Below are 22,786 nucleotides of genomic sequence, written 5' to 3'. Positions count from 1 at the left end.
AGTAATAGGCTTGTTAGTATTGTGGATAACTAGAAAATATCATTGAGACGTCAACGAAAACGCCTGTGTATAACCTGTGCATAACTTTTTGACATGTTTTTGCTTTATCCACAACTCAACTAAAGAGAATGTTTTTGATTTCTGAAATTTCATTCTTAATGGTAGGATCTGTTTCTGAGAGATGTTGGATTTTTTCATGAGCATGAATGACTGTAGTATGATCTTTACCTCCGAATTCAGCTCCAATTTTAGGTAAAGAGTTATCCGTTAGTTCACGAGAAAGAAACATGGCGATTTGCCGAGGTACGACAATTCCTTTGACACGTTTTTTTCCTTTGAGATCATTTATATGGATATGGTAGTATTTTGCAACTTCCTCTTGGATTTGCAATATAGAAACTTGAGTGCTTCCATGACTTGACTTTAATGCTTTGATTGCTTCTGCAGCTAAGCTTGTTGTAATATCCGAATTTTGCATAGTTGCAAATGCTTGTACACGCACTAATGCGCCTTCTAATTCCCGAATATTCGAATCAATTTGTCCTGCGATATAACTCAGTGTATCGTCAGGGATTTCGAGGCGTTCAGCTTCTGCTTTTTTTCTTAAAATCGCTGTTCTAGTTTCTAGATCTGGAGGTGTAATATCTACAGATAACCCCCATGCGAAACGTGAAACCAATCGTTCAGGTAACGTGGGTATTTCATTTGGTAAGCGATCACTTGTCAAAACGATCTGCTTGTTATTTCGATAAAGCTCTTCAAATGTATTAAAGAATTCTTCTTGTGTCCCTTCTTTATTGACCAAAAACTGAATATCATCAACAAGTAAGAGATCAACATTTCGGTATTCATTCCGAAAATCTTCCATTTTATTCTTTTGGATCGAAGTAATAAAATCATTAGTGAAGTTCTCACTGCTCACATATTTGATTTTTGCATTTGGTCTTTTTAACAGCATTTGATGTCCGATAGCATGCATCAAGTGAGTTTTTCCTAGACCCACACCACCATAGAAGAATAACGGATTATAGATAGAACCGGGATCTTCAGCTACAACTAAAGCTGCAGCATGAGCCATCTGATTTCCTTTACCTATAACAAATGTATCAAAAGTATATTTTTCGTTTAGAATAGTTTTTCCTTTTTTTTCTGCTTTTTCAGTAACTGTTTGTTCAACAGAAGGCGATTTTTGCAGAGCTTCTGCTTCTTCAGCAGTGACAAAACTAGGAATTAGTTCTTCACCGGTCTTCATGAAGCCCATCTCAACAATTTTTGCAGCTAGATTTTTTTCCCAATAAGATTTATGAAGATCACTGGGTACTTCAATCAATAACTGATTTTTTTCAAAAGATAATATGTTGGCTGTTTCGATCCAAGCACTGTAACTTGCTGGATTAAGTTCTTCTTTAAAAGATTTCTGAAGATCTCGCCAAATGGAATCAGCAGATGACATAAATTGTCCTCCTATAGCTAAGAATAGATAATACTAATTTAGCACGGATGGAAGAAGTTTTCCACAGATTATAATAAAAAAGGTTAGAAAAAAATACTTTTCCACATTTATGGAAAAAAGAACAGGAGAAATTAACTTATCAAATTTACGGTTATCCACAGAGGAGGAGTGTTTGTGGATTGTTACAATAATCTCTTGTTTATCCACAAGCAACTGTTAATCAAATACGTTGATGTAAAAGCATTTTCCTGATTTATGCACAGCCAGAAAAGTGTATGTGGATAACTTTTTAGAAGGGTGTTTATTTGTGGAAAAAGCAGGAAAAACTTGTGGAAATAAGTTATCCACAAAAATGCAAAATCCACAAGTAACACACAGTTCATTTCGTTTATGTGGAAAACAAGACAGTAAAGTGGGTGAATTTTATATTGACAAAACACTGTCTGACTCGTTATACTATCAAAGTATGTCTATGCGCATAATCATTATTTTGATGGAGGTGTCACTAAATGAAAAGAACTTATCAACCAAATAAACGTAAACGTCAAAAAGTTCACGGATTCCGTAAACGTATGAGTACAAAAAATGGACGTCGTGTTTTAGCAAGTCGTCGTCGTAAAGGCAGAAAGGTTATTTCTGCATAAGCCACTGAATGCCAGTGGTTTTTTTTATGCCGTTTTTTAAGGAATATAGTGAATCCCTTTTACTAAATATGGTATTATTGACAGGTGAGTAACCAAAGTAGAAAGAAATGAAGGAACCAAGATGAGAAAGGCATATCGCGTAAAAACAGAACAAGACTTTCAAAAGGTTTTTCAGAAAGGAAAGTCTTTTGCAAACCGTAAATTTGTTGTCTATGTTCTGCAGAAAGATCAGCCACATTTTCGTGTCGGATTATCTGTAGGAAAAAAAGTAGGAAATGCTGTTAAACGAAATGAGATCAAACGAAAAATCAGAGCAAGTCTCACGGATATGCAACCTAGAATCAAACCTACACTCGATTTCATCGTAATTGCTCGTCCAAGTGTTTCGAATTGCTCTTCTCAAGAAGTATACTCGAATTTAGAGCATGTGTTAAAGCTTGCTAAAATCATTAACTAACGGAAAGGAATTATTTAAGTGAAAAAAGGAAAACGTATCTTACTATTTTTGGGGATCGTCTCATTGGTAGTTGTCTTGTCTGCCTGTAGCGCAACTGGGGAAGTGAATGCGCAAAGTTCAGGATTATGGGATCGTTATATCGTTTATTACTTTGCTGAAGCGATCAAGATGCTATCTTTTGGCAATGCTGGAATTGGGATCATTCTATTTACTTTGATCATTCGGATTATTCTCATGCCTTTAATGCATTTTCAAACAAAGAGTATGCGAAAAACTCAAGAATTGCAGCCAAAATTAAAAGCTCTGCAACAACAATATGCATCGAAAGATAGTGAAACACAAAATAAATTACGTGCAGAAACGCAACGGCTTTATGCAGAAAATAATGTGAATCCTTATGCCGGATGTTTGCCGCTACTTGTCCAAATGCCAATTTTGATGGCATTATGGCAATCGATTTCGCGGGTTCCAGCTTTACAAGAAGGAAAATTTTTGTGGTTACAATTAGGGGACCGAGATCCTTACTTTATTTTACCTATATTAGCTGCACTATTTACATTTGCAAGTACTTATTTGTCTAGTATGAGTCAAATAGAATCAAATGCTAGTTTAAAGATAATGAATTTTGCAATGCCATTGATGATTTTATTGATGGGGATCAATATCGCTAGTGGTTTATCTTTATACTGGGTTGTATCCAATGCATTCCAAGTAGTACAAACGTTGATTTTGAATAATCCATTCAAGATTCGTCAAGAAAGAGAAGAAGCTGCTCGAAAAGAAAGAGAACGAGAAAGAGCGCTGAAGAAAGCAATGAGTCCTAAGAAAAAACGTAAGAAATAAAAGGAGGTTGCAGATAATGCCGATTTATGAAGGTCTTACAGTAGATGAAGCTATCCAAGAAGGATTGCATGCTTTAGGTTTAAACAAGGATCAAGCAGTGATCGATGTTTTGGATGAGGGGAAAAAAGGTTTTTTGGGTATTGGTAAAAAGAGTGCCCGCGTATCAATTGAAAGAAGTGCTGCGGATGAATCAAAAATCATCACAGAATCAGTAACTGAAATAATTGAAGAAATCTTAGAACCTGAACTTGAGGAATCAGTGCTTACTGCAAAATCGCAAGCAGATACGGAAGAAAAACCTAACGCAAAGGATCTTTCTGATGATGAAGCACTTACTCATCTTGCTTTATATTTGACTAACATTTCTAAAGCATTGAATGCACCAGCCCTTGTAAAAACAGCACGAGAAGATGGCTTGATCGTTTTTCATCTAGATACACAAAAGCAAGGACTCCTGATTGGAAAACATGGAAAAACACTAAATGCTTTACAATATCTGGCACAAGTATATATTCATCGAATCGCAGCAAATAAGCTATCTGTGGTTGTTAATGTAGGTGATTATCGTGAAAAGCGTCAGGCAATTTTAGAGCGTCTGGCCAATAGAACAGCAGAAAAAGTTAAACGCACAGGTAGACCAGTCTTTTTAGAACCTATGCCAGCTTTTGAAAGAAAGCAAATCCATTCTGCATTAAGTAAGGATGCCCAAATACAAACACACTCTGAAGGTGACGAGCCTTATCGGTACTTGGTGGTTGAACCAGCGAAAAAAAACTTTTAAGTCTAAAGGAATGACCTGATTTCAGGTCATTCCTTTTATCGTGGAGAAAAAGGAATTGACAAGATATTTGAAACCAAGTATTCTTGACTAGAAATCATTCTTATCAAAGTAAACATACGATGAGTAGTTCTTACTTTGGTGAAAAAAAGAGTCCGTTTGCCACGGACTCTTTTTTTATATTAATTGTATTGGTAGTATCGAGGTTTAGCAGTTTACTGTTGAGGGAAATTAGCCGCCGATTGTAGATTGTGTAAACTGTACAACTGTTCCATAAGCAAAAATTTCTAAAAAAGTTTTCCCGTTTTCTACGATTCGATCATGTTCAAAATGGCAGTTGATTACAGCATTAGCACCATAACTGTGCGCTTTTTCTTTCAGACGAAAAGCAACATCAGAGAGAAGCGCATTCAAATCGATTTCAGGATCAAATAAATCTACTTCAATTTTATCTGCGGCAAAGACAATATCGCGAACAATGTATGGCCGATTGACATTTCCGGTAGAAAGAATGATTTCCTTGATGCGAGAAGAAGTATCTATTTTTTTGGACGTATCCATAAAAATCCCTCATTTCTTATTGTTTCCTTTATTTTAAATGTTTTTAGTGTTTGATGCAAAAGATTAAAAGTTTACCAAGTAGACTTGCGACAAAATAAAAAGTATGCTAATCTATTCCCAGAATTTTATATGACAAGCAGTCAAAGTGCTAAGTCTATCCGTTATGAGTTTGACGGGTGGAGTGGGCGCTTTTTTTATGCGAAAAATTAGGAGGAGCTTTAGTATGGTGAGTATTACGCAGGAATTTGATACGATTGCAGCAATATCTACGCCCCCTGGTGAAGGAGCAATCAGTATTGTTCGATTAAGTGGTGAACAAGCAATTTCCATAGCAGATGCTGTCTTTCAATCAGGAAAGAAAAAACTAATAGATGTGAGTAGCCACACGATACATTATGGCCATATTTTTGACCCTGAGAAGTATCAAATGATGGATGAAGTTATGGTATCGATCATGAGAAAACCAAAAACTTTTACTAGAGAAGATATAGTAGAAATCAATTGTCACGGCGGGATTGTTGTCGTTAATCAAATTTTGCAATTAGTTTTGCGTCAAGGAGCACGGTTGGCTGAACCGGGAGAGTTTACAAAGCGTGCTTTTCTTAATGGGCGTGTTGATTTATCTCAAGCTGAAGCAGTGATGGATTTGATTCGTGCAAAAACTGATAAAGCAATGAATCTCGCTATCAACCAATTAGATGGTAACCTCTCAAGATTGATCCGACAACTACGGCAAGAGATCTTAGAGACATTGGCACAGGTAGAAGTAAATATCGATTATCCAGAATATGATGATGTCGAAGAATTGACAACACGTTTATTATTAGAAAAGGCAAATCAAGTCCAGAAACAGATACAAGCTCTTTTACAGACAGCACAGCAAGGAAAAATTTTACGAGAAGGTCTCAGTACAGCAATTATTGGTCGGCCAAACGTAGGCAAGTCAAGTCTGCTAAATCACTTATTACGGGAAGAGAAAGCAATTGTAACAGATATTGCAGGTACTACTAGAGATGTTATTGAAGAGTATGTAAACGTACGTGGTGTGCCTTTAAAGTTAGTTGATACCGCAGGAATTCGTGAAACAGAAGATATCGTTGAGAAAATTGGTGTTGAGCGTAGTCGCAAAGCACTCAGTGAAGCGGATTTGATTTTATTAGTACTAAATCAAAGTGAGTCACTCACAACAGAAGATAAACAATTATTGGATATTACATCTGGAAATAAACGAATCATTTTGCTAAATAAAACAGATTTACCTTCAAGAATCAATCAAGAAGATTTAGTGCCCTATTTAGAGAATGAGCCTGCTCTTCCTATTTCGGTATTAACGAGTGAAGGATTGGATCAACTTGAACAAGCAATAGCTGACTTGTTTTTTGGTGGAAATACAGGAGATAAAGATGCCTCTTATCTCTCAAACACTCGTCATATTGCATTATTGGAAAAAGCAGAACATTCATTAGCAGAAGTGATTCAAGGAATTGAAAGTGGGATGCCTGTTGATCTTGTGCAAATCGACATGACTCGTTGCTGGGATTATTTAGGCGAAATTGTTGGAGATAGTGTTCAAGATGAATTAATTACGCAGTTATTTAGTCAATTTTGTTTAGGAAAATAAAATTACCAAAGGAGAATACGATGCAAGAATATCAAGCAGAAGAATATGAAGTTATAGTAGTTGGTGCAGGTCATGCTGGATCAGAGGCTGCTCTTGCAGCTAGCCGTATGGGGTGTAAAACATTATTGTTAACCATCAATTTAGATATGGTTGCATTTATGCCTTGTAATCCATCAGTAGGAGGTCCTGCTAAAGGTGTAGTTGTTAGAGAGATTGATGCTCTCGGGGGCGAAATGGGGAAGAACATCGACAAAACATACATTCAAATGAGAATGTTGAATACAGGTAAAGGACCGGCTGTGCGTGCATTGCGTGCACAAGCAGATAAACATGCCTATGCTTCTGAAATGAAAAAAACCATTGAAATGGAGCAAAATTTGACATTACGCCAGGGTATTGTAGAGAAATTGATTGTTGAGGATGGTATTTGTAAAGGCGTTGTTACTGCAACTGGAGCTCGTTACCAAGCAAAATCGGTGATCATTACTGCTGGAACTGCGCTACGTGGGGAAATTATTATTGGTGAACTAAAATATTCTTCGGGACCTAATAATTCTCAACCATCCATTGGGCTTGCTGATCATTTAAAAGAGTTAGGTTTAGAAATTGCGCGCTTCAAAACTGGTACGCCGCCACGTGTGAAGTCAAGTACCATCAACTATGATGTAACTGAGATCCAACCCGGTGACGAAGCCCCTAATCACTTTAGTTACAGTACACCAGATAGCCAATACAAAACCAATCAAGAACCTTGCTGGTTAACCTATACCAATGAACATACACATCAAATCATTAATGATAATCTTCATCGTGCACCAATGTTTACTGGAATCGTTGAAGGGGTTGGAGCAAGGTACTGCCCTTCGATCGAGGACAAAATCGTACGTTTTGCCGATAAATCACGCCACCAATTATTTTTAGAGCCAGAAGGTTTAGATACCGAAGAAGTGTATGTCCAAGGACTTTCAACTTCTCTTCCAGAAGACGTCCAAGTCAATATGCTCCATTCGATTGCCGGGCTTGAAAAAGTTGAGATGATGCGTACGGGTTATGCTATTGAATATGATGTTGTAGTACCACATCAGTTACGACCAACGTTAGAAACAAAAGTCATCGCTAACCTTTTTACAGCAGGACAAACAAATGGAACGAGCGGATATGAAGAAGCAGCGGGTCAAGGATTGATTGCTGGCATAAATGCTGCTCTTAAGATTCAAGGAAAAGAGCCTTTTATTATGAAACGTAGTGATGGATACATCGGAGTAATGATCGATGATCTAGTAACAAAAGGGACTAATGAGCCATACCGTCTATTGACATCGAGAGCAGAATATCGGTTGTTGCTGCGTCACGATAATGCGGATCTTCGTCTAACAGAAGTCGGACACCAAATTGGCTTAGTGGAAGAGCCACAATACCAAGCCTATCTAACGAAAAAAACAGCTGTAGAAGAGGAAATCCAACGTCTAAAAAAAGTACGTATCAAACCAACACCATCTGTTCAATCTTTCCTCAAAGAGAAAGGAACCGCTCCATTAAAAGATGGTGTTCTAGCAAATGAATTTCTACGCCGTCCAGAAGTAAATTATCAAGAACTCTTGCAGTTTATCGAAGCAAACCCTGCATTAAAGCCGAAGGAAATTGAGCAAGTAGAGATTCAGATCAAATATGAAGGATATATCAAAAAAGCCCTTGAAAAAGTGGAAAAACTAAAACGCATGGAAGCAAAACGGATTCCTGAAAACATTGATTATGAAGCAATCAATGGTCTTGCAACTGAAGCAAAACAAAAACTACAAAAAATACAACCAGAAACCATCGCTCAGGCCAGCCGAATTAGTGGCGTAAATCCAGCCGACATAAGTATATTGATGGTTTATATCGAACAAGGAAAGATTGCGAAAATAACTGAACCAGCCTAAAGAGGCTGGTTTTTTTATTCGGAAAAGTCGTAATCTTTTTGGTGACTACCATCTTTTTTAAATACTTCTACACCAGTTTTTTTATTTTCAGCGATTTCTTTTGCCCGAGCAATGGCATCTTCTTTAATATTAAAATGATCACTAGCTCGTTTAGCGCCTTCAGATAAAACAACCCATTTATCTTCTTCAAATTTTACTTGAACATTGGCTGTCAGAAGCTTTTTTGCATTTTTATTTTTGGTATGCGGATCATCTTTTTGAGGATTTTTTTCCTTACGAAATTCTTTCTTTTCTTCTTCACTGGCATTTTCTAGCCATTTTTCCGCTTGGCTAGTAGCAATAGGAATTGCCCGATCGTCTGTATAGCCATCATTCAACAAAGCATTTGCAATATCAATTGCTTTTTTTCGAACCAACGGATCCAAGTTTTTCATTGAAGCAGGATAATCTTTCATATTCCAAGGCATTTTGTACTCCCCCTTTTTTCTTTTAGTTTACCTACTTTTGCCCAAATATGGAAAAAATTGAATTTCAGTACGGAAAGAGAAATAAATTATTTTACCTTCTATATCCTTATTAAAACCCTCTTTGTTTGCGCTTTCTTTGCTCATTTTTTATTGAAATTATTTTTGATTTTAAAATTAAATAAGCGTTATATTTCCAAAAAAAAATTTAATGGTTTAGAATTTTGTTATAGACAAAAGGAGGATGTAAGATGAGTGAACCTATTTTGAATGATCCGCGCGAACTTTATCAAACAGGTAAATTTAAAAAACAGGATCAAGATACTCCTGCTTTGCAAGAAGAAATGATGCCTGAGCCGGATTGTGGAGAAGAAACATATGAAGGAACAAATCAATTAGAAAATCGACGGGTACTGATTACGGGTGGAGATTCAGGAATTGGTCGAGCGGCAGCCATTGCTTTTGCACGAGAAGGGGCCGATATCGCCTTACATTTTTTTCCAGGAGAAGAAAAAGATGCCGAGGAAGTTGCTCACTATATCGAACAAGCTGGACGTAAAGCTATCCTATTACCATATGATCTGAGAGATGAAGCAGCTCCTCAAGAAATCGTTGAAAAAGCAGTAAAAGGGCTAGGCGGTTTGGATACGCTTGTTTTGAACGCTGCGCAACAAATCACACGTCCCTCTATTTCAGAATTACCCTTTGAGCAAGTAAAAGATACGTTCATGGTGAATATATTATCCATGTTTGCTTTAGTTAAAGCTGCAGAACCTCATCTCCCAGCAGGTGGGGCCATTGTGACAACGACTTCTGTTCAAGCTTTTAGTCCAAGTGCTCATTTAATGGATTATGCTGCAACTAAGGCTGCTATTGCTAGTTTCACAGTTAGTTTGGCAAAACAGTTTGCTGAAAAGGGAATTAGAGTAAACGGTGTAGCACCAGGCCCAATTTGGACACCTCTACAGTTGGATCATGGACAACCTCAGGATCAGTTACCTGAATTTGGCCAAAATTCGTTGTTACAACGTGCAGGACAACCAGCCGAGTTAGCACCTGTGTATGTTTTTCTGGCGTCGAACAAAGCAAGCTATGTAACAGCTCAAATTTATGGAGTAACTGGTGGAGAAGCAATCAATCTATAAGAAGTGATCAAATATTAGGAGGTGTCTTATGAATAAAGGATGGAAAACTTTAGCGATTGTAGTTTCATTGATTTTTATTACTGTGTTATTGCCAATATTATTATTGGGCAATCCTTATTTTAGTTTACCGTTTGGCTTAGATCGAAAAGAAAGATTTATTTTCTTCTTTTTCACGAATTATTTCCTACAACAATATCTTTTTTGGGCAGCAGCAGTTCTAATTATCTTTTTCCTTTGTGTCATTCTAGTTATTATCTTCTATCCTAGAACAAAAGCTACTTTTGTTTTGAAAGAGGATAAAGGAACATTGTCGATCGATAAAAAAGCAATTGAAGGTTTAGTACGAACAAAGGTTAGTGAAAAAGAATTCGTTGATGGACCTAAAGTGAATGTTAAAGCAACTAAAAATCGAATCAGCGTAAAAATCAAAGGAAAATTAAAACGTACTTCTGCATTGGTAGGTAAAACAGAGAATTTGATGACTGAGATCCAGCAAGATTTGCAGAGAACGTTAGGATCAAGTGAAAAAGTCAAAGTCGATGTTTCTTATACGAACTACGAAGAACAGAACACTACAGAAAATCCACGTGTAGAATAGGAGGTCTATCAATGAAAGAGCTTGAACAATATAAGATCCCTATTATCTTTGGAGCGATTGGATTAGTGTTAGCTTTACTATTTGTCAGCATTGGCTTTTTCAAAACACTACTGATCATTGTGCTCACAGGATTAGGCTTTGCCCTAGGGATGTACGTACAGAGAACGGGAATGTTAGATCAATTTCTAAAACAATAAGAACTCAGGAGGAATTTAAATGAATAACGAAAAAAACGAATTAAAAAATGAAAAACCAGTAAGTGCACATCCAGATCCAGTCGTACCAAACACGGATCATACGACAAAAGAAAACGATATTCCGATGACAGAAGCACCAGACCCAGTTGTACCTCATGCGCAAGAAGCGGTTGAACAGCACCAAGCAACAGTTGGAAACCAACATCATAATCAGACAGAAAAACCTAGTGGATTTCAAGGTCCTACTGGAGAAACATCCGTAAATGGTTCTTTGACCTATGATGATAAAGTTATTCAAAAAATTATTGGTATCGCTCTGGAAGATGTTGATGGTCTGTTAACAGTTGATGGAGGGTTTTTCTCAAATATTGCAGAGAAATTAGTAAATACAGATAATGTAACCTCTGGGATCAATACTGAAGTTGGCAAAAAACAAGTCGCTGTTGATATGGATATTGTGGTAGAGTACGGACGAAATATTCCAGAAGTTGCTGAGAGAGTTAAAGAAGTGATTCATAGAGAAGTAGCCAATATGACTCAACTAGATGTAATTGAAGTCAATATCAATGTGGTCGACATTAAGTCAGAAGCTGAGTATCAAGAAGATAGCGAGACAGTTCAAGATAAAGTCTCCAACGCGGCATCAAAAACAGGAGATTTTGCTTCTCGACAAACAGAAAAAGCTAAAGGTGCAGTAGAACGAACATCTGATCGTATGCAAGAAAATAATGAACCTCGCGTTCATTAATTAATAATAGAAAAAATAAGAGCTATCCTTCATGTTGAAGGGTAGCTCTTATTTTATCGATCAATTTTTTTGAAAAATAGATTCTTTCTATATTATTTAACTAAAAAATTGATAGAACTGATAATACACTTTTACAGCTGCTTACTGACTATTCATACAAGTAACAATTTCATCAGAATACAGATACAATTTTGTAATTGTATTTTTTAAGTCTAGTGAGTTAGTATTTACCGGTCATGGAAAATGATGCATTTTTTTGTCTGAGTACAAGTTCAAATTTTTGCCATAAACTAACCACAAACAATTAAATAAAAACCGTCGTGGAAAAATTAAAATCTCTTTGAAAGCAATGTATTCCTATTGCATCTCAAAACTTTTTGCGTTAAAGTAGGAATTAGTCTGTGAAACATTTTTCTGTTTCACAAAAATAGAAAGGATTCATTATGCTGCCAGAAGAATTTCAAAAACAATTATCTATTCAAGGAATTGAGTTGTCATCTGAACAGCTCAAGCAATTTGCTACTTACTATGATCGGTTGATTGAATGGAATCAAAAAATGAACCTCACTGCAATTACCGATCAAAAAGAAGTATATTTGAAACACTTTTATGATTCGATTTCTTTAGCTTTTGTGACAGCATTCAAAGAAGATGCACATTTATGTGATGTCGGTTCTGGAGCAGGTTTTCCTAGTATTCCATTGAAAATCATCTTCCCACAACTAAAGATAACAATCGTTGATTCACTGAATAAACGGATTACTTTTCTACAAACTTTAGTGGCAGATTTAGGTTTAAAAGATGTTTACTTGTTTCACGATCGAGCAGAAACATTTGGTCAAAAAGAGTTCCGAGAATCCTTTGATTATGTCACTGCTCGAGCAGTAGCTCGTTTAAATATTTTAACGGAACTATGCTTGCCTCTCGTTAAAAAGAACGGGTATTTCTTTGCCTTAAAAGCAGCAAAAAGCGAAGAAGAATTAATAGAAGCAAAATCAGCAATCGCATTACTTGGTGGTAAGTTTATTGAAGAAAAAAAATTGACATTGCCTGTTAGTAATGATGAACGGCATCTTTTGATCATCAAAAAAACGAAAGAAACGCCAAAAAAATACCCGCGCAAACCTGGTTTGCCGGCGAAACAACCAATCAAGTAGGAGGAAGCAGAATGGCACGTATTATTTCGGTGGCAAATCAAAAAGGCGGCGTAGGCAAAACAACAACTACAGTCAACCTGGGTGCTTGTTTGGCTTATGTAGGAAAAAAAGTCTTACTAGTAGATATTGATGCTCAAGGAAACGCCACAAGTGGAGTAGGAATTCGTAAACCAGATGTTGATAAAGATATCTACGATGTATTGGTGAATGAAACACCAATCGTAGAGGCAATATTGCCAAGTAGTCGTGAGAATTTAGATATTGTTCCTGCGACGATTCAATTAGCTGGTGCTGAAATTGAATTAACTTCAATGATGGCTCGGGAATCTCGTTTGAAATCGGCATTGAATGAAATCAAAGATCAATATGACTATATATTTATTGATTGCCCCCCCTCTCTTGGACATTTGACGATCAACGCATTTACAGCCAGCGACTCTATTTTAATACCCGTTCAATGTGAATATTACGCATTGGAAGGACTAAGTCAGTTATTGAATACCGTGCGTCTAGTTCAAAAGCACTTTAATCCTGAATTAGAAATTGAAGGTGTTTTGTTGACAATGTACGATGCACGGACAAATCTAGGTGCTGAAGTAGTAGAAGAAGTTCGTCGTTATTTCCAAGAAAAAGTTTATGAGACAATTATTCCACGTAATGTACGCTTATCAGAAGCCCCAAGTCATGGTCTATCTATTATTGATTATGATCCACGTTCAAAGGGTGCTGAAGTATATCAGACATTAGCAAAGGAAGTGTTGACTCGTGAAAAATAAAGGGAAAGGTTTAGGACGGGGGATCGATGCACTATTTCAAGATCTTCAAGGCTTAGAAGAAGTAGATATCAAAACAGAGGAAGTGGTTGAGCTCCCTTTAAATGAATTAAGACCAAACCCTTACCAGCCACGTAAAACCTTCGATGAAGTCTCACTTCAAGAACTAGCTAATTCAATTCAACACGCAGGTGTTTTTCAGCCGATTATTGTTAGAAAATCTACTGTAAAGGGCTATGAAATCATTGCTGGTGAACGACGTTTTCGTGCATCCAAGTTAGCAAAAAAAGAAACGATACCTGCAATTATCCGTGATTTTGATGAAGAAGCAATGATGCAAGTAGCTGTTCTAGAGAATCTGCAAAGAGAAGATTTAAATCCTTTAGAAGAAGCTGAAGCGTATGAAATGCTGATGAAAAATCTTAAATTAACACAAGCAGAAGTGGCAACACGATTAGGCAAAAGTCGTCCTTATATTGCAAATTATCTTCGTCTATTATCATTGCCAAAGTTGGTAAAAGAGATGGTACAAGATGAACGCTTATCAATGGGACAGGCGCGCACACTGCTAGGGTTAAAAAACAAAGATCTGATTTTAAAATTAGCCAATCGATGTGTGAAAGAAAATCTTACTGTTCGCCAATTAGAACAATTAGTGTCTGAAATGAATGATGCTAAAAATGAGAAGAAGAAAATTCCTCGTTTGATTCGTGAAAAACCCTATTATTTGCGGGAAAGTGAAGAACGACTAATGGACAAGTTTGGGACAAATGTTGAAATCCATGAAAAGGAAGGTAAGGGGAAAATAGAGATTGAGTACCTTTCACAGAAAGATTTAACACGAATCCTTGATTTATTGAACATTCAATTTGATGAAGCTTGAGGTGATAAATATGTATGATCTTGGTGACATTGTTGAAATGAAGAAACCCCATGCATGTAAAGCAAACCGTTGGGAAATTATCCGTATGGGTGCGGACATCAAAATAAAATGTACGAACTGTGGCCATATTGTTATGCTTACTCGCCGTGAGTTCGACAAAAAAATGAAAAAAATCCTAGAAAAAAAAGAGAAAGAGTGAAATAATAAATGGCTTTAACTGCTGGAATCGTTGGACTACCTAATGTAGGTAAATCTACTTTATTTAATGCTATAACGAAAGCTGGAGCGGAAGCAGCAAACTATCCTTTTGCTACGATCGATCCAAATGTAGGGATGGTGGAAGTCCCTGATTGGCGTTTACAACGTTTGACGGAATTAGTACATCCAAAAAAAACTGTACCGACAACATTTGAATTTACGGATATCGCAGGAATCGTTCGCGGAGCTAGTAAAGGAGAAGGACTAGGAAATCAATTTCTAAGTCATATCCGTCAGGTAGATGCTATTTGTCATGTAGTCCGTTGTTTTGATGATGACAATATTACACACGTTGAAGGACGGGTAGATCCACTAGCGGATATCGATACTATTAATTTAGAATTAGTCTTGGCTGATTTAGAATCTATCAATAAACGTTATGCACGTGTTGCTAAAGTTGCGAAAACAAAAGATAAAGATGCTGTAGCTGAATTAGCAGTTTTAGATAAAATTAAACCTGTTTTAGAAGAAGGTCTATCCGCACGTTCTATTGAATTTACTGAAGAAGAACAAAAAATCGTTAGAGGATTGTTTTTGCTGACAACAAAACCTGTTCTATATGTAGCAAACGTTGCAGAAGATGATGTGGCAAATGCAGAAGAGAATCCCTATATTAAAAGTGTGAAAGAATTTGCCGAGAGTGAACATGCGGAAGTGATCGTCATTAGTGCTCGAGCAGAAGAAGAAATCGCTGAATTGGATGATGAAGATAAAGCAGAATTTTTGGAAGCTTTAGGCATTGAAGAATCTGGTTTAGATCAACTGATTCGTGCGGCCTATGATTTATTAGGATTAGCCACTTACTTTACAGCTGGGGAACAAGAGGTTCGTGCATGGACTTTCCGAAAAGGAATCAAAGCGCCTCAAGCTGCAGGAATTATTCATACAGATTTCGAGCGAGGGTTTATCCGTGCAGAAACTGTTTCCTTTGAAGATTTAGATAAGTATGGCAATATGCATGCAGCAAAAGAAGCTGGGCGTGTTCGTTTAGAAGGAAAAGAATACGTCGTTCAAGACGGCGATGTTATGTTATTCCGTTTTAATGTATAAAAGGCTTTCTTCCAAAAAAAAATATGGTAAAATGTCCTTTGTGAAGAAATCACGCAGAAGGGAGAAATGATTTATGGAACCAGAAACTCTGCGCTCGTATGTTTCCGAAAATCGTGAATTAGAAAAACAACTAACAAAACGTAACCAACAATATATTTTTGATTTAAAAAAATCTTTGGAGGCAGCTAATCTTTCTGAAGAAGAAAAAACTGTCGCATTACATGAGATGTTACCGATTCTTGTTCAAGAACAAAAAGGTGGTAAAACCGCTAGACAACTTTTTGGGACAGTCTCTGAACGTACGGAAGCAATCATCACGAAGCCAGTTGAACAAAAAGAATCAGGTCCATTCTTGATGTGGTTAGACAATACGTTGCTTATTTTAGGTATTTTTGGATTAATGCTCGGCGTGATGGGGGTATTTACAAAAGGTCAAGCACAGCCTTACGGATTGTTGACCCTCTTCTTAATGGCCATGTTAGCTGGTTGGGTCTTCTACTTAATGTACAAGTACATGTATCAATATGAACGTCCAGGCGCAGATAAAAGTAAACGTCCGAAAATGTGGAAAATTATTTTGATTTTAGTTGGAGCTTTCTTAGTATGGATCGTGACTATCTCACTTTCTGCTATGCTTCAACCACCACTTAATCCACAGGTCGACCCATTAATCGAAATTGTGATTGGGGCTGTGGCACTAGCAGCTAAATATTACTTGAAGAAGAAATACAATATTATTAGTAGCTTATCTGTTCCTAGAGGATAATAATAAGTTCCCACATGTCATTCATGCGTGTGGGTCTTTTTTATTATGTGTCATACAAGAGGGAGAAAATAGAAATCTTTTGTGATTCTGGCTGTTTTCTCAGATTACACAGGAATAAATAAGAAAGCTTTCCGAATAGTTGACTTATGAAAAAATATTTGCTATTTTTTTAAAAATACATATTAACTTTAAGGAGTGGTTACAAAAATGTCCAACTGGGAAACCAAATTTGTAAAAAAAGGGTTAACGTTTGATGATGTATTATTGATACCTGCAGAAAGTCATGTGTTGCCAAATGATGTGGATATGCATGTGCAGCTTGCAAAAAATATTACGTTAAATATACCGATCATGAGTGCCAGTATGGATACAGTAACTGATAGTAAAATGGCAATATCAATGGCTCGTCAAGGTGGATTAGGGGTCATTCATAAAAATATGAGTATTGCTGCCCAAGCAGATGAAGTGCGGAAAGTAAAACGTTCTGAAAGTGGCGTAATCATTGATCCGTTCTTCTTAACACCTAGTCATCTAGTAGCAGATGCAGAACACCTTATGAGTAAATACCGAATCAGCGGTGTCCCTATTGTTGAAACAATGGAGAATCGTAAACTAGTTGGAATCATCACGAATCGAGATATGCGTTTTGTTACGGATTATTCAATCGCAATTTCTGATGTAATGACCAAAGAAAAATTAGTTACGGCACCGGTTGGTACTTCTTTGAAAGATGCAGAGAAAATCTTGCAAAAACATAAGATCGAAAAATTACCGATCGTTGATGATGAAGGTATTTTAAGTGGATTGATTACGATCAAAGATATTGAAAAAGTCATTGAATTCCCCAACGCGGCTAAAGACACTCATGGCCGTTTATTAGTAGCGGCAGCTGTAGGTGTGACCAGTGATACCTTTGAAAGAGCACAAGCATTGTTAGATGCTGGAGCAGATGCGATCGTAATCGATACTGCTCATGGACATAGTGCAGGCGTACTGCGTAAAATTTCTGAAATCAGAGCACATTTTCCTGAAGCAACATTAATTGCAGGGAATGTCGCAACTGCTGAGGGAACAAAAGCTCTATACGACGCTGGTGTAGATGTCGTTAAAGTTGGTATTGGTCCTGGTTCCATCTGTACGACACGTGTTGTCGCTGGTGTAGGTGTCCCTCAGTTAACGGCTATTTATGATGCTGCCTCAGTGGCTCGACAATATGGAAAAGCCATTATTGCAGATGGTGGTATCAAATATTCTGGTGATATTGTCAAAGCTTTGGCTGCTGGCGGACATGCAGTTATGCTAGGAAGTATGTTGGCAGGAACGGATGAATCTCCAGGGGAATTTGAAATTTATCAAGGTCGACGTTTCAAAACCTATCGGGGAATGGGGTCACTAGGAGCTATGGAAAAAGGTTCAAGTGATCGTTATTTCCAAGGTGGAGTTAATGAAGCAAATAAACTTGTTCCAGAAGGAATTGAAGGCCGAGTGGCTTATAAAGGCAGTGTTGCAGATATTTTATTCCAAATGATCGGCGGTCTAAAATCAGGGATGGGATATGTTGGAGCAGCGAACTTAAAACAACTAAGAGATGAAGCACAGTTTATCCAAATGAGCGGAAATGGTTTGAAAGAATCTCACCCTCACGATGTGCAAATTACTAAAGAAGCACCAAACTATTCTGTGAAGTCTTAGAAATTGTTTCACGTGAAAACATTAAATAAAAAATGGCGGCCAGTAGTCTTAATAAGACACTGACCGCCATTTTTTGTATGGGAAAATTATTCATTTGATTTCAATGCGTCGATCATATCAACATGCTTCAATTTATAATGAGTAACCAACATAACAATGATTGTAAATAAAATGGTCATGCCGCCGGCTAACGCATAAGCAGCCCAACTAATCACTAATGGAAAAACCATGTTTTCCATCGATGCCTGTCGGAGAATAAAATCAGTCAGTAAGTATCCGACTCCATAACCAGCTAGGATCCCTAGCAAAGTAAAGACAACATTCTCACGAACAATATACATTGTAACTTCTTTGTCGTAAAAACCTAAAACTTTAATTGTAGAGAGTTCCCGAATCCTTTCCGATACATTAATGTTTGTTAAATTGTATAGAACAACAAATGCCAAGGCACCAGATAAAATGACCAAGATAAGAACAATGGAATTCAGATTCCCCATGGACTCATTTTGCGCTTTGATTTGACTAGACAGGAAGGTAGTATTCTGAACTTGGTCTGTTTTCAATAGTTCTTTAGCTAATGCGCCTTCTTGCTTTTGTTCCATCTTTTTACTCTTGATAAGAAGCGATGTAGGCTGATAGTTCGTATTTGTTGCTTTTTCATAGTCATTTCTAGAAAGATAAAGTGAGTTACCTAAATAATTTTCAGCGATACCAGCTATCTTCACTGTTACAGCTGTTTGATCCTTATCATAAAAGGTTAGCTCATCTCCAATGTGGATATCAAAAAGCTCCGCATATTTCATCGTTAGGATGGCCCCATCATCTAGTGACATTTTTTTTCCATCGGTAGAGTGTAGATGCATATAGTTCGAGAATGAGTCAGTATCAGAAGGTACCACTAAAGACAGACTTTGCTTTCCTTGTTCTTTGGACCGTAACTCAATTGTTTCATTCAATACAAGCAGGGATTGTTGAATTGTTGGATCTTCTTCTAATATTTCAAAAACTTCGGTATTGTTTGTTTTACTATCTTTTAATGTGACGATTGCTTGATAATCAGTGATAGGACCAAATTGTTTTTGCGAAACAGCACTTAATGAATCTTTTAGACCCACTCCAGCGACCATAAGTCCTGCACATCCTGCGATCCCAATTATTGCCATAATCATTCGTGATTTATAGCGAAAAATGTTTCGGTAACTGATTTTTTGATTAAAGCTCAAGCGTGACCAAAGTGGTTGAATGTATTCTAGAAAAATTCTTTTCCCTGGCTTTGGTGCACGTGCCTGCAATAGTTGCGCTGGTTTTTCTCGCAAATCACGATAGAGGACAACAAGGGCTGCACCTAAAGTAGCAAGAATAAAGACGACTGTAGCTTGAATGATTGGCCCCCAAACATAGTAAACCCGGACACCACCTAAAAGATACCGTTCACTAGAAAGAAAATAGATTAATCGAGGTAGAAATTCGATACCTAGTACAGCTCCTAAGAGAATTCCTATACTAGATGATAAAAGAGCATAGATGATATATTTTCGAGCTATCTCTCTTTTTGCATATCCCAAAGCCTTTAATGTGCCAATTTCTTTTCGATTTTCTTCTACCATTCTAGTCATGGTGGTAAAAGTTATTAAAGCTGCTACAAAAAAGAAGAATACTGGAAAGACATTTGCAATTGCCGCTATACGATCAGATAAACCGCCGTATTCTTGAAACCCAGGATTATCTTTTCTTAGATTAAATAAATAAGTAGGCTCTTCCATTTCATTTATTTCATTTTCTTTTTTTTGTAATGTAGATTCTGCATCAGCTAACTTCTCTTTTTCTTCATTGATTTGATTTTGTTGTTTAATCAATGTCGATTCAGCAGTTTTCAGTTGTTCAATAGCACCAGCTTGTTGTTGAGACGGTAACAGAAGGGTTGCACTTTTTTGTTGTTCAATCTGAGCTTTAGCAGCATCTAATTCTGTTTGTGCATCTAATAGCTGTGCTTTTCCAGTTTCAATTTTTTCCTTAGCAGGTTTCAATTCTTCCATTGCGTCATGTTTGATTTCTGCTACACGTTCTTGTGGACGATCAGCAAAAAGCGTTTTTACTTTTTCTTGATTCTTTTCCATTTTTTCTTGATAGGAATCAGAGTAAGTTTCTAAATCTTTCACATTATCAAAAGACAGATAGAGCACCGATTGGACATCACTCAGAAATTGATTTTCGGGAAGGTAAGCAAAATATGTTACTGTACCACTGCCAACATTCGCATAGCCTCGTTCAGCTTTACTGATAAATAGGGGCGAGTTGGCAAAACCAACGATTTTGAAGTTTTTATCCTTTATAGTATCCTGCGAGTCGATAGTATAAGTATCGTTTAACTGATAGCCATATTCTTTCGCTTGTGTATCTAAGACAATTTCATTGCTATTCTTTGGTAAATGGCCTTCTTCAAGGATTAATGCGTTTTGTTTTTGGCTTTTGTTGTAAGAATTGATTTGGACAACTTCATCTGCTTCTGCTACATAATAAAATTGGTAGCCTGATTCCACTTGAATCCCTGACTCTTTAGCTACTTTAAGATCTTGATCGGTGATACCTAGTGTTGATGTAACCTGTATATCAGCTAAGTTATGTTCATCAACATAAGTACTTGCAGAATGATTCAAAATAGGCCCAGTTGCTTTGACACCTACATACAAAAAAGTACCTAGAAAGATGATTAAAACAATAGCGATAAATCTTCCTTTAGACTGTTTGATTTCTCGTAAGCTTGCTTTTAAATACGTCTTATTTTTCATTTGTTTCCTCCTACCAAACGATCTCATCGATTGAAATAGGGGATTCATTAATTTCTACAGAGCGCACTGTAGCATCATTAATACGAATCACGCGATCAGCAATGGGAGCAATGGCACTGTTGTGCGTAATGATTAAAACAGTATTTCCAGCTTGACGACTTGCGCTTTGCAACAGCTTCAATACTTGTTTACCGGTTTCAAAATCTAATGCTCCTGTTGGTTCGTCACAAAGAAGTAATTTCGGATTTTTTGCTAGCGCTCGGGCAATGGACACTCGTTGCTGTTCGCCACCTGATAATTGAGAAGGAAAGTTATTGGACCTATTTTCTAATCCTACTTGCTTAAGCACAGCATCTGGGTCAAGTGCGTTCGGTGATATCTCTGTTGCTAACTCGATATTTTCTTTTGCTGTTAGATTTGGGACTAAATTATAAAATTGAAAAACGAAGCCTACATCTTTGCGCCGATATTCTGTAAGTTGTTTATCCGAAAATTGTGCAATATCAATATTATCGATAATGATTTGACCTTCATCAGGTGAATCCATCCCACCTAATATATTTAGAATAGTCGATTTTCCAGCTCCGCTTGGACCTAAAATAACGACTAGTTCTCCTTCTTCAATTGAAAAGGATAGGTCTTCATTAGCGGTAATCGTGGTTTCGCCCATTTTATATCTTTTATACGTATTTTTTACTTCTACATAACTCATATAACGCCTCCATATTTTGAACACCTGTTGATTTAATCACATAGCGTTAGTATACTAAGAAAGAAAAAAAGGGGCAATCCTCAAATCTTATTCATCTGTTATTAAATAAACATTTAAGTTATTTTTGTATAGAAAGGATTGAAGTTATGGTAGGAATAGTTGGAAATCGCCGAACACAATATACAAAAAAAGTGATTCGAAAAGCATTTCAAGAGATTTTGATGGAAAAAGAATTTGAAAAAATCACAATTACAGAGATTGCCCAGCGTGCTGATATCAATCGAGGAACTTTTTATAAGTATTACAAAGATACTGCAGACCTTTTAGAGGAGATTGAGAAAGAAATCGTTGAACAAATTGCAGATAATTTGCAACAAGAAAATCTCCCATTAGATCTATGGCTAGAAAAATTATTACTTATACTGCAAGAAAATCCTAGTGTAAGTCATTTGATTCTGCTTAATAACAGTCATTTATTAGATTTGTTATTGGAAAAAATCAGACCGGAAACGTTTAAACGCTTTACTATTTATTTCGAAGATGCAACAAGAGAAGAATTAGAGTTATGTTTGAGTTATTTTGTCTGTGGCTCGATCGGGTTGATTGAACGCTGGCTAAAAGATTTTTCTGAGATGCAGCCTAAAGCAGTTTCTCATTTACTTATTCAAATATTTACTACAAATGTTTATGAATAAAAGAAAAGCGAACGCCAATACGTTCGCTTTTCTTTTATTCTACTAGTCGTTCATCATTCATACCAAAATATTGATGCAATGGTTTTTGTTTTCCTGACAATAGTTGATCGATCGTCACAAATTCGTATCCTTCATGTTTTAACATAGAGATCAATCCTGGTACAGCTTTGACTGATTCAGGATGGATATCGTGGATTAAGATGATTGCGCCATTAAAGACATTCTGTTTAACAACATTATTGATTGTTCCAGGATTTTTTGATTTCCAATCCTGTGAGTCAATATCCCATTGAATAATTGGCATGCCAATTGTTTCAGCACTTTTTTTATCAATAGCGCCATAAGGGGGACGGATATTGCGAGGCAAGACGCCTGTAGCCTTGAAAATAGCTTTGTTGGTTTTATTTATTTCCCTTTGTAATTCATCTGTCGAAAGTGTATTCAATTGTGGATGAGAATACGAGTGACTTGCTACCTCATGACCCTCGTCGTGGACTTGTTTTGCAACATCTGGATTTTGATCCACCATCTGTCCTAACATGAAAAAAGTAGCTTTCACGTTATCTGTTTTTAGTATATT

Annotated in this window: 24 protein-coding genes; 18 read left to right on the top strand and 6 right to left on the bottom strand. The window is 36.8% G+C overall.

Features of this window, described 5'->3' with window-relative positions:
- Positions 1–115 precede the first annotated feature (115 nt).
- The gene (gene dnaA / locus ACTFWY_RS11690) at positions 116–1,453 is read right to left on the bottom strand and encodes a chromosomal replication initiator protein DnaA (protein ID WP_003129244.1); all 1,338 of its coding nucleotides are present in this window, start codon (positions 1,451–1,453) and stop codon (positions 116–118) included.
- A 509-nt stretch (positions 1,454–1,962) separates the two neighbouring features.
- On the opposite strand from dnaA, the gene rpmH reads away from it, so the two are divergent.
- The 4 genes from rpmH (at position 1,963) to jag (ending at position 4,178) form a co-directional block, all read left to right on the top strand.
- The gene (rpmH, locus tag ACTFWY_RS11685; protein WP_002356012.1) at positions 1,963–2,097 is read left to right on the top strand and encodes a 50S ribosomal protein L34; all 135 of its coding nucleotides are present in this window, start codon (positions 1,963–1,965) and stop codon (positions 2,095–2,097) included.
- 121 nt (positions 2,098–2,218) lie between these two features.
- On the top strand, positions 2,219–2,554 hold the full coding sequence (gene rnpA / locus ACTFWY_RS11680; RefSeq protein ID WP_003129188.1) for a ribonuclease P protein component: 336 nt from the start codon (positions 2,219–2,221) through the stop codon (positions 2,552–2,554).
- A gap of 18 nt (positions 2,555–2,572) precedes the next feature.
- Positions 2,573–3,397 carry a membrane protein insertase YidC gene (locus tag ACTFWY_RS11675; protein ID WP_003129186.1) on the top strand — a complete coding sequence of 275 codons (825 nt, stop codon included), beginning with the start codon at positions 2,573–2,575 and terminating at the stop codon, positions 3,395–3,397.
- 16 nt (positions 3,398–3,413) lie between these two features.
- The gene (gene jag / locus ACTFWY_RS11670) at positions 3,414–4,178 is read left to right on the top strand and encodes an RNA-binding cell elongation regulator Jag/EloR (protein WP_081131865.1); all 765 of its coding nucleotides are present in this window, start codon (positions 3,414–3,416) and stop codon (positions 4,176–4,178) included.
- A 228-nt stretch (positions 4,179–4,406) separates the two neighbouring features.
- Here jag and ACTFWY_RS11665 read toward each other — a convergent pair whose 3' ends face one another.
- A complete protein-coding gene (locus tag ACTFWY_RS11665) occupies positions 4,407–4,736 on the bottom strand; it encodes a heavy metal-binding domain-containing protein (RefSeq protein WP_003129184.1) in 330 nt (109 codons plus the stop codon).
- 223 nt (positions 4,737–4,959) lie between these two features.
- Here ACTFWY_RS11665 and mnmE point away from each other — a divergent pair, with 223 nt between their 5' ends.
- Complete coding sequence (gene mnmE / locus ACTFWY_RS11660) at positions 4,960–6,357, top strand: tRNA uridine-5-carboxymethylaminomethyl(34) synthesis GTPase MnmE (RefSeq protein WP_003129182.1); 1,398 nt, start codon at positions 4,960–4,962, stop codon at positions 6,355–6,357.
- Positions 6,358–6,377: 20 nt separating this feature from the next.
- Positions 6,378–8,279 carry a tRNA uridine-5-carboxymethylaminomethyl(34) synthesis enzyme MnmG gene (gene mnmG / locus ACTFWY_RS11655; protein ID WP_409531402.1) on the top strand — a complete coding sequence of 634 codons (1,902 nt, stop codon included), beginning with the start codon at positions 6,378–6,380 and terminating at the stop codon, positions 8,277–8,279.
- 14 nt (positions 8,280–8,293) lie between these two features.
- On the opposite strand, the gene ACTFWY_RS11650 is transcribed toward mnmG, so the two are convergent.
- Positions 8,294–8,746, bottom strand: coding sequence for a DUF2188 domain-containing protein (locus ACTFWY_RS11650; protein WP_308052719.1), 453 nt, complete (start codon positions 8,744–8,746; stop codon positions 8,294–8,296).
- A 248-nt stretch (positions 8,747–8,994) separates the two neighbouring features.
- On the opposite strand from ACTFWY_RS11650, the gene ACTFWY_RS11645 reads away from it, so the two are divergent.
- From ACTFWY_RS11645 to guaB, 11 genes are all read left to right on the top strand, one after another.
- Positions 8,995–9,888: an SDR family oxidoreductase gene (locus ACTFWY_RS11645; protein ID WP_003129177.1), complete on the top strand. Its 894-nt coding sequence runs from the start codon at positions 8,995–8,997 to the stop codon at positions 9,886–9,888.
- Between the two features lie 28 nt (positions 9,889–9,916).
- Positions 9,917–10,486: an alkaline shock response membrane anchor protein AmaP gene (amaP, locus tag ACTFWY_RS11640; RefSeq protein WP_439926915.1), complete on the top strand. Its 570-nt coding sequence runs from the start codon at positions 9,917–9,919 to the stop codon at positions 10,484–10,486.
- Positions 10,487–10,497: 11 nt separating this feature from the next.
- The gene (locus ACTFWY_RS11635; protein ID WP_003129173.1) at positions 10,498–10,683 is read left to right on the top strand and encodes a DUF2273 domain-containing protein; all 186 of its coding nucleotides are present in this window, start codon (positions 10,498–10,500) and stop codon (positions 10,681–10,683) included.
- A gap of 19 nt (positions 10,684–10,702) precedes the next feature.
- Entirely contained in the window at positions 10,703–11,431 is a 729-nt protein-coding gene (locus tag ACTFWY_RS11630) for an Asp23/Gls24 family envelope stress response protein (protein ID WP_005473101.1), read from the top strand.
- 443 nt (positions 11,432–11,874) lie between these two features.
- Complete coding sequence (gene rsmG, locus ACTFWY_RS11625) at positions 11,875–12,588, top strand: 16S rRNA (guanine(527)-N(7))-methyltransferase RsmG (protein WP_003129171.1); 714 nt, start codon at positions 11,875–11,877, stop codon at positions 12,586–12,588.
- 11 nt (positions 12,589–12,599) lie between these two features.
- Positions 12,600–13,364: a ParA family protein gene (locus ACTFWY_RS11620; RefSeq protein WP_003129169.1), complete on the top strand. Its 765-nt coding sequence runs from the start codon at positions 12,600–12,602 to the stop codon at positions 13,362–13,364.
- Positions 13,354–14,244 (top strand): ParB/RepB/Spo0J family partition protein, encoded by an 891-nt coding sequence (locus ACTFWY_RS11615; protein ID WP_003129168.1) that lies wholly within the window; start codon positions 13,354–13,356, stop codon positions 14,242–14,244. The genes ACTFWY_RS11620 and ACTFWY_RS11615 overlap by 11 nt, the downstream gene beginning before the upstream one ends.
- A gap of 10 nt (positions 14,245–14,254) precedes the next feature.
- The gene (locus tag ACTFWY_RS11610; protein WP_021148890.1) at positions 14,255–14,443 is read left to right on the top strand and encodes a DUF951 domain-containing protein; all 189 of its coding nucleotides are present in this window, start codon (positions 14,255–14,257) and stop codon (positions 14,441–14,443) included.
- Positions 14,444–14,451: 8 nt separating this feature from the next.
- Positions 14,452–15,552, top strand: coding sequence for a redox-regulated ATPase YchF (ychF, locus tag ACTFWY_RS11605; protein WP_029487362.1), 1,101 nt, complete (start codon positions 14,452–14,454; stop codon positions 15,550–15,552).
- A 73-nt stretch (positions 15,553–15,625) separates the two neighbouring features.
- The gene (locus ACTFWY_RS11600; RefSeq protein WP_003129165.1) at positions 15,626–16,318 is read left to right on the top strand and encodes a DUF1129 domain-containing protein; all 693 of its coding nucleotides are present in this window, start codon (positions 15,626–15,628) and stop codon (positions 16,316–16,318) included.
- Between the two features lie 207 nt (positions 16,319–16,525).
- Positions 16,526–18,010 (top strand): IMP dehydrogenase, encoded by a 1,485-nt coding sequence (gene guaB, locus ACTFWY_RS11595; protein ID WP_003129164.1) that lies wholly within the window; start codon positions 16,526–16,528, stop codon positions 18,008–18,010.
- Between the two features lie 86 nt (positions 18,011–18,096).
- Here the strand turns inward: guaB and ACTFWY_RS11590 are convergent, their stop codons facing one another.
- Positions 18,097–20,799 (bottom strand): FtsX-like permease family protein, encoded by a 2,703-nt coding sequence (locus ACTFWY_RS11590; protein WP_439926912.1) that lies wholly within the window; start codon positions 20,797–20,799, stop codon positions 18,097–18,099.
- Between the two features lie 10 nt (positions 20,800–20,809).
- Complete coding sequence (locus ACTFWY_RS11585) at positions 20,810–21,511, bottom strand: ABC transporter ATP-binding protein (protein ID WP_005473109.1); 702 nt, start codon at positions 21,509–21,511, stop codon at positions 20,810–20,812.
- 146 nt (positions 21,512–21,657) lie between these two features.
- Here ACTFWY_RS11585 and ACTFWY_RS11580 point away from each other — a divergent pair, with 146 nt between their 5' ends.
- Positions 21,658–22,206, top strand: a complete 549-nt coding sequence (locus tag ACTFWY_RS11580) for a TetR/AcrR family transcriptional regulator (RefSeq protein WP_003129161.1) — start codon at positions 21,658–21,660, stop codon at positions 22,204–22,206.
- Between the two features lie 34 nt (positions 22,207–22,240).
- On the opposite strand, the gene ACTFWY_RS11575 is transcribed toward ACTFWY_RS11580, so the two are convergent.
- On the bottom strand, positions 22,241–22,786 hold a 546-nt coding region (locus tag ACTFWY_RS11575; protein ID WP_439948494.1), incomplete at its 5' end, for a polysaccharide deacetylase family protein.

Origin of the sequence: Enterococcus sp. 125944 (assembly GCF_051909435.1) — a bacterium.
Classification (GTDB): domain Bacteria; phylum Bacillota; class Bacilli; order Lactobacillales; family Enterococcaceae; genus Enterococcus_D; species Enterococcus_D gallinarum.
Note: the sequence above shows the minus strand (reverse complement) of the source record. Positions and strands in the feature narration are given on the sequence as shown.

Bases quoted from the DNA above. Each gene is read 5' to 3' on its own strand.
- dnaA (WP_003129244.1), bottom strand. From the start codon at position 1,453: ATGTCATCTGCTGATTCCATTTGGCGAGATCTTCAGAAATCTTTTAAA.
- rpmH (WP_002356012.1), top strand. From the start codon at position 1,963: ATGAAAAGAACTTATCAACCAAATAAACGTAAACGTCAAAAAGTTCAC.
- rnpA (WP_003129188.1), top strand. From the start codon at position 2,219: ATGAGAAAGGCATATCGCGTAAAAACAGAACAAGACTTTCAAAAGGTT.
- jag (WP_081131865.1), top strand. From the start codon at position 3,414: ATGCCGATTTATGAAGGTCTTACAGTAGATGAAGCTATCCAAGAAGGA.
- ACTFWY_RS11665 (WP_003129184.1), bottom strand. From the start codon at position 4,736: ATGGATACGTCCAAAAAAATAGATACTTCTTCTCGCATCAAGGAAATC.
- mnmE (WP_003129182.1), top strand. From the start codon at position 4,960: ATGGTGAGTATTACGCAGGAATTTGATACGATTGCAGCAATATCTACG.
- mnmG (WP_409531402.1), top strand. From the start codon at position 6,378: ATGCAAGAATATCAAGCAGAAGAATATGAAGTTATAGTAGTTGGTGCA.
- ACTFWY_RS11650 (WP_308052719.1), bottom strand. From the start codon at position 8,746: ATGCCTTGGAATATGAAAGATTATCCTGCTTCAATGAAAAACTTGGAT.
- ACTFWY_RS11645 (WP_003129177.1), top strand. From the start codon at position 8,995: ATGAGTGAACCTATTTTGAATGATCCGCGCGAACTTTATCAAACAGGT.
- amaP (WP_439926915.1), top strand. From the start codon at position 9,917: ATGAATAAAGGATGGAAAACTTTAGCGATTGTAGTTTCATTGATTTTT.
- ACTFWY_RS11635 (WP_003129173.1), top strand. From the start codon at position 10,498: ATGAAAGAGCTTGAACAATATAAGATCCCTATTATCTTTGGAGCGATT.
- ACTFWY_RS11630 (WP_005473101.1), top strand. From the start codon at position 10,703: ATGAATAACGAAAAAAACGAATTAAAAAATGAAAAACCAGTAAGTGCA.
- rsmG (WP_003129171.1), top strand. From the start codon at position 11,875: ATGCTGCCAGAAGAATTTCAAAAACAATTATCTATTCAAGGAATTGAG.
- ACTFWY_RS11620 (WP_003129169.1), top strand. From the start codon at position 12,600: ATGGCACGTATTATTTCGGTGGCAAATCAAAAAGGCGGCGTAGGCAAA.
- ACTFWY_RS11610 (WP_021148890.1), top strand. From the start codon at position 14,255: ATGTATGATCTTGGTGACATTGTTGAAATGAAGAAACCCCATGCATGT.
- ychF (WP_029487362.1), top strand. From the start codon at position 14,452: ATGGCTTTAACTGCTGGAATCGTTGGACTACCTAATGTAGGTAAATCT.
- ACTFWY_RS11600 (WP_003129165.1), top strand. From the start codon at position 15,626: ATGGAACCAGAAACTCTGCGCTCGTATGTTTCCGAAAATCGTGAATTA.
- guaB (WP_003129164.1), top strand. From the start codon at position 16,526: ATGTCCAACTGGGAAACCAAATTTGTAAAAAAAGGGTTAACGTTTGAT.
- ACTFWY_RS11590 (WP_439926912.1), bottom strand. From the start codon at position 20,799: ATGAAAAATAAGACGTATTTAAAAGCAAGCTTACGAGAAATCAAACAG.
- ACTFWY_RS11585 (WP_005473109.1), bottom strand. From the start codon at position 21,511: ATGAGTTATGTAGAAGTAAAAAATACGTATAAAAGATATAAAATGGGC.
- ACTFWY_RS11580 (WP_003129161.1), top strand. From the start codon at position 21,658: ATGGTAGGAATAGTTGGAAATCGCCGAACACAATATACAAAAAAAGTG.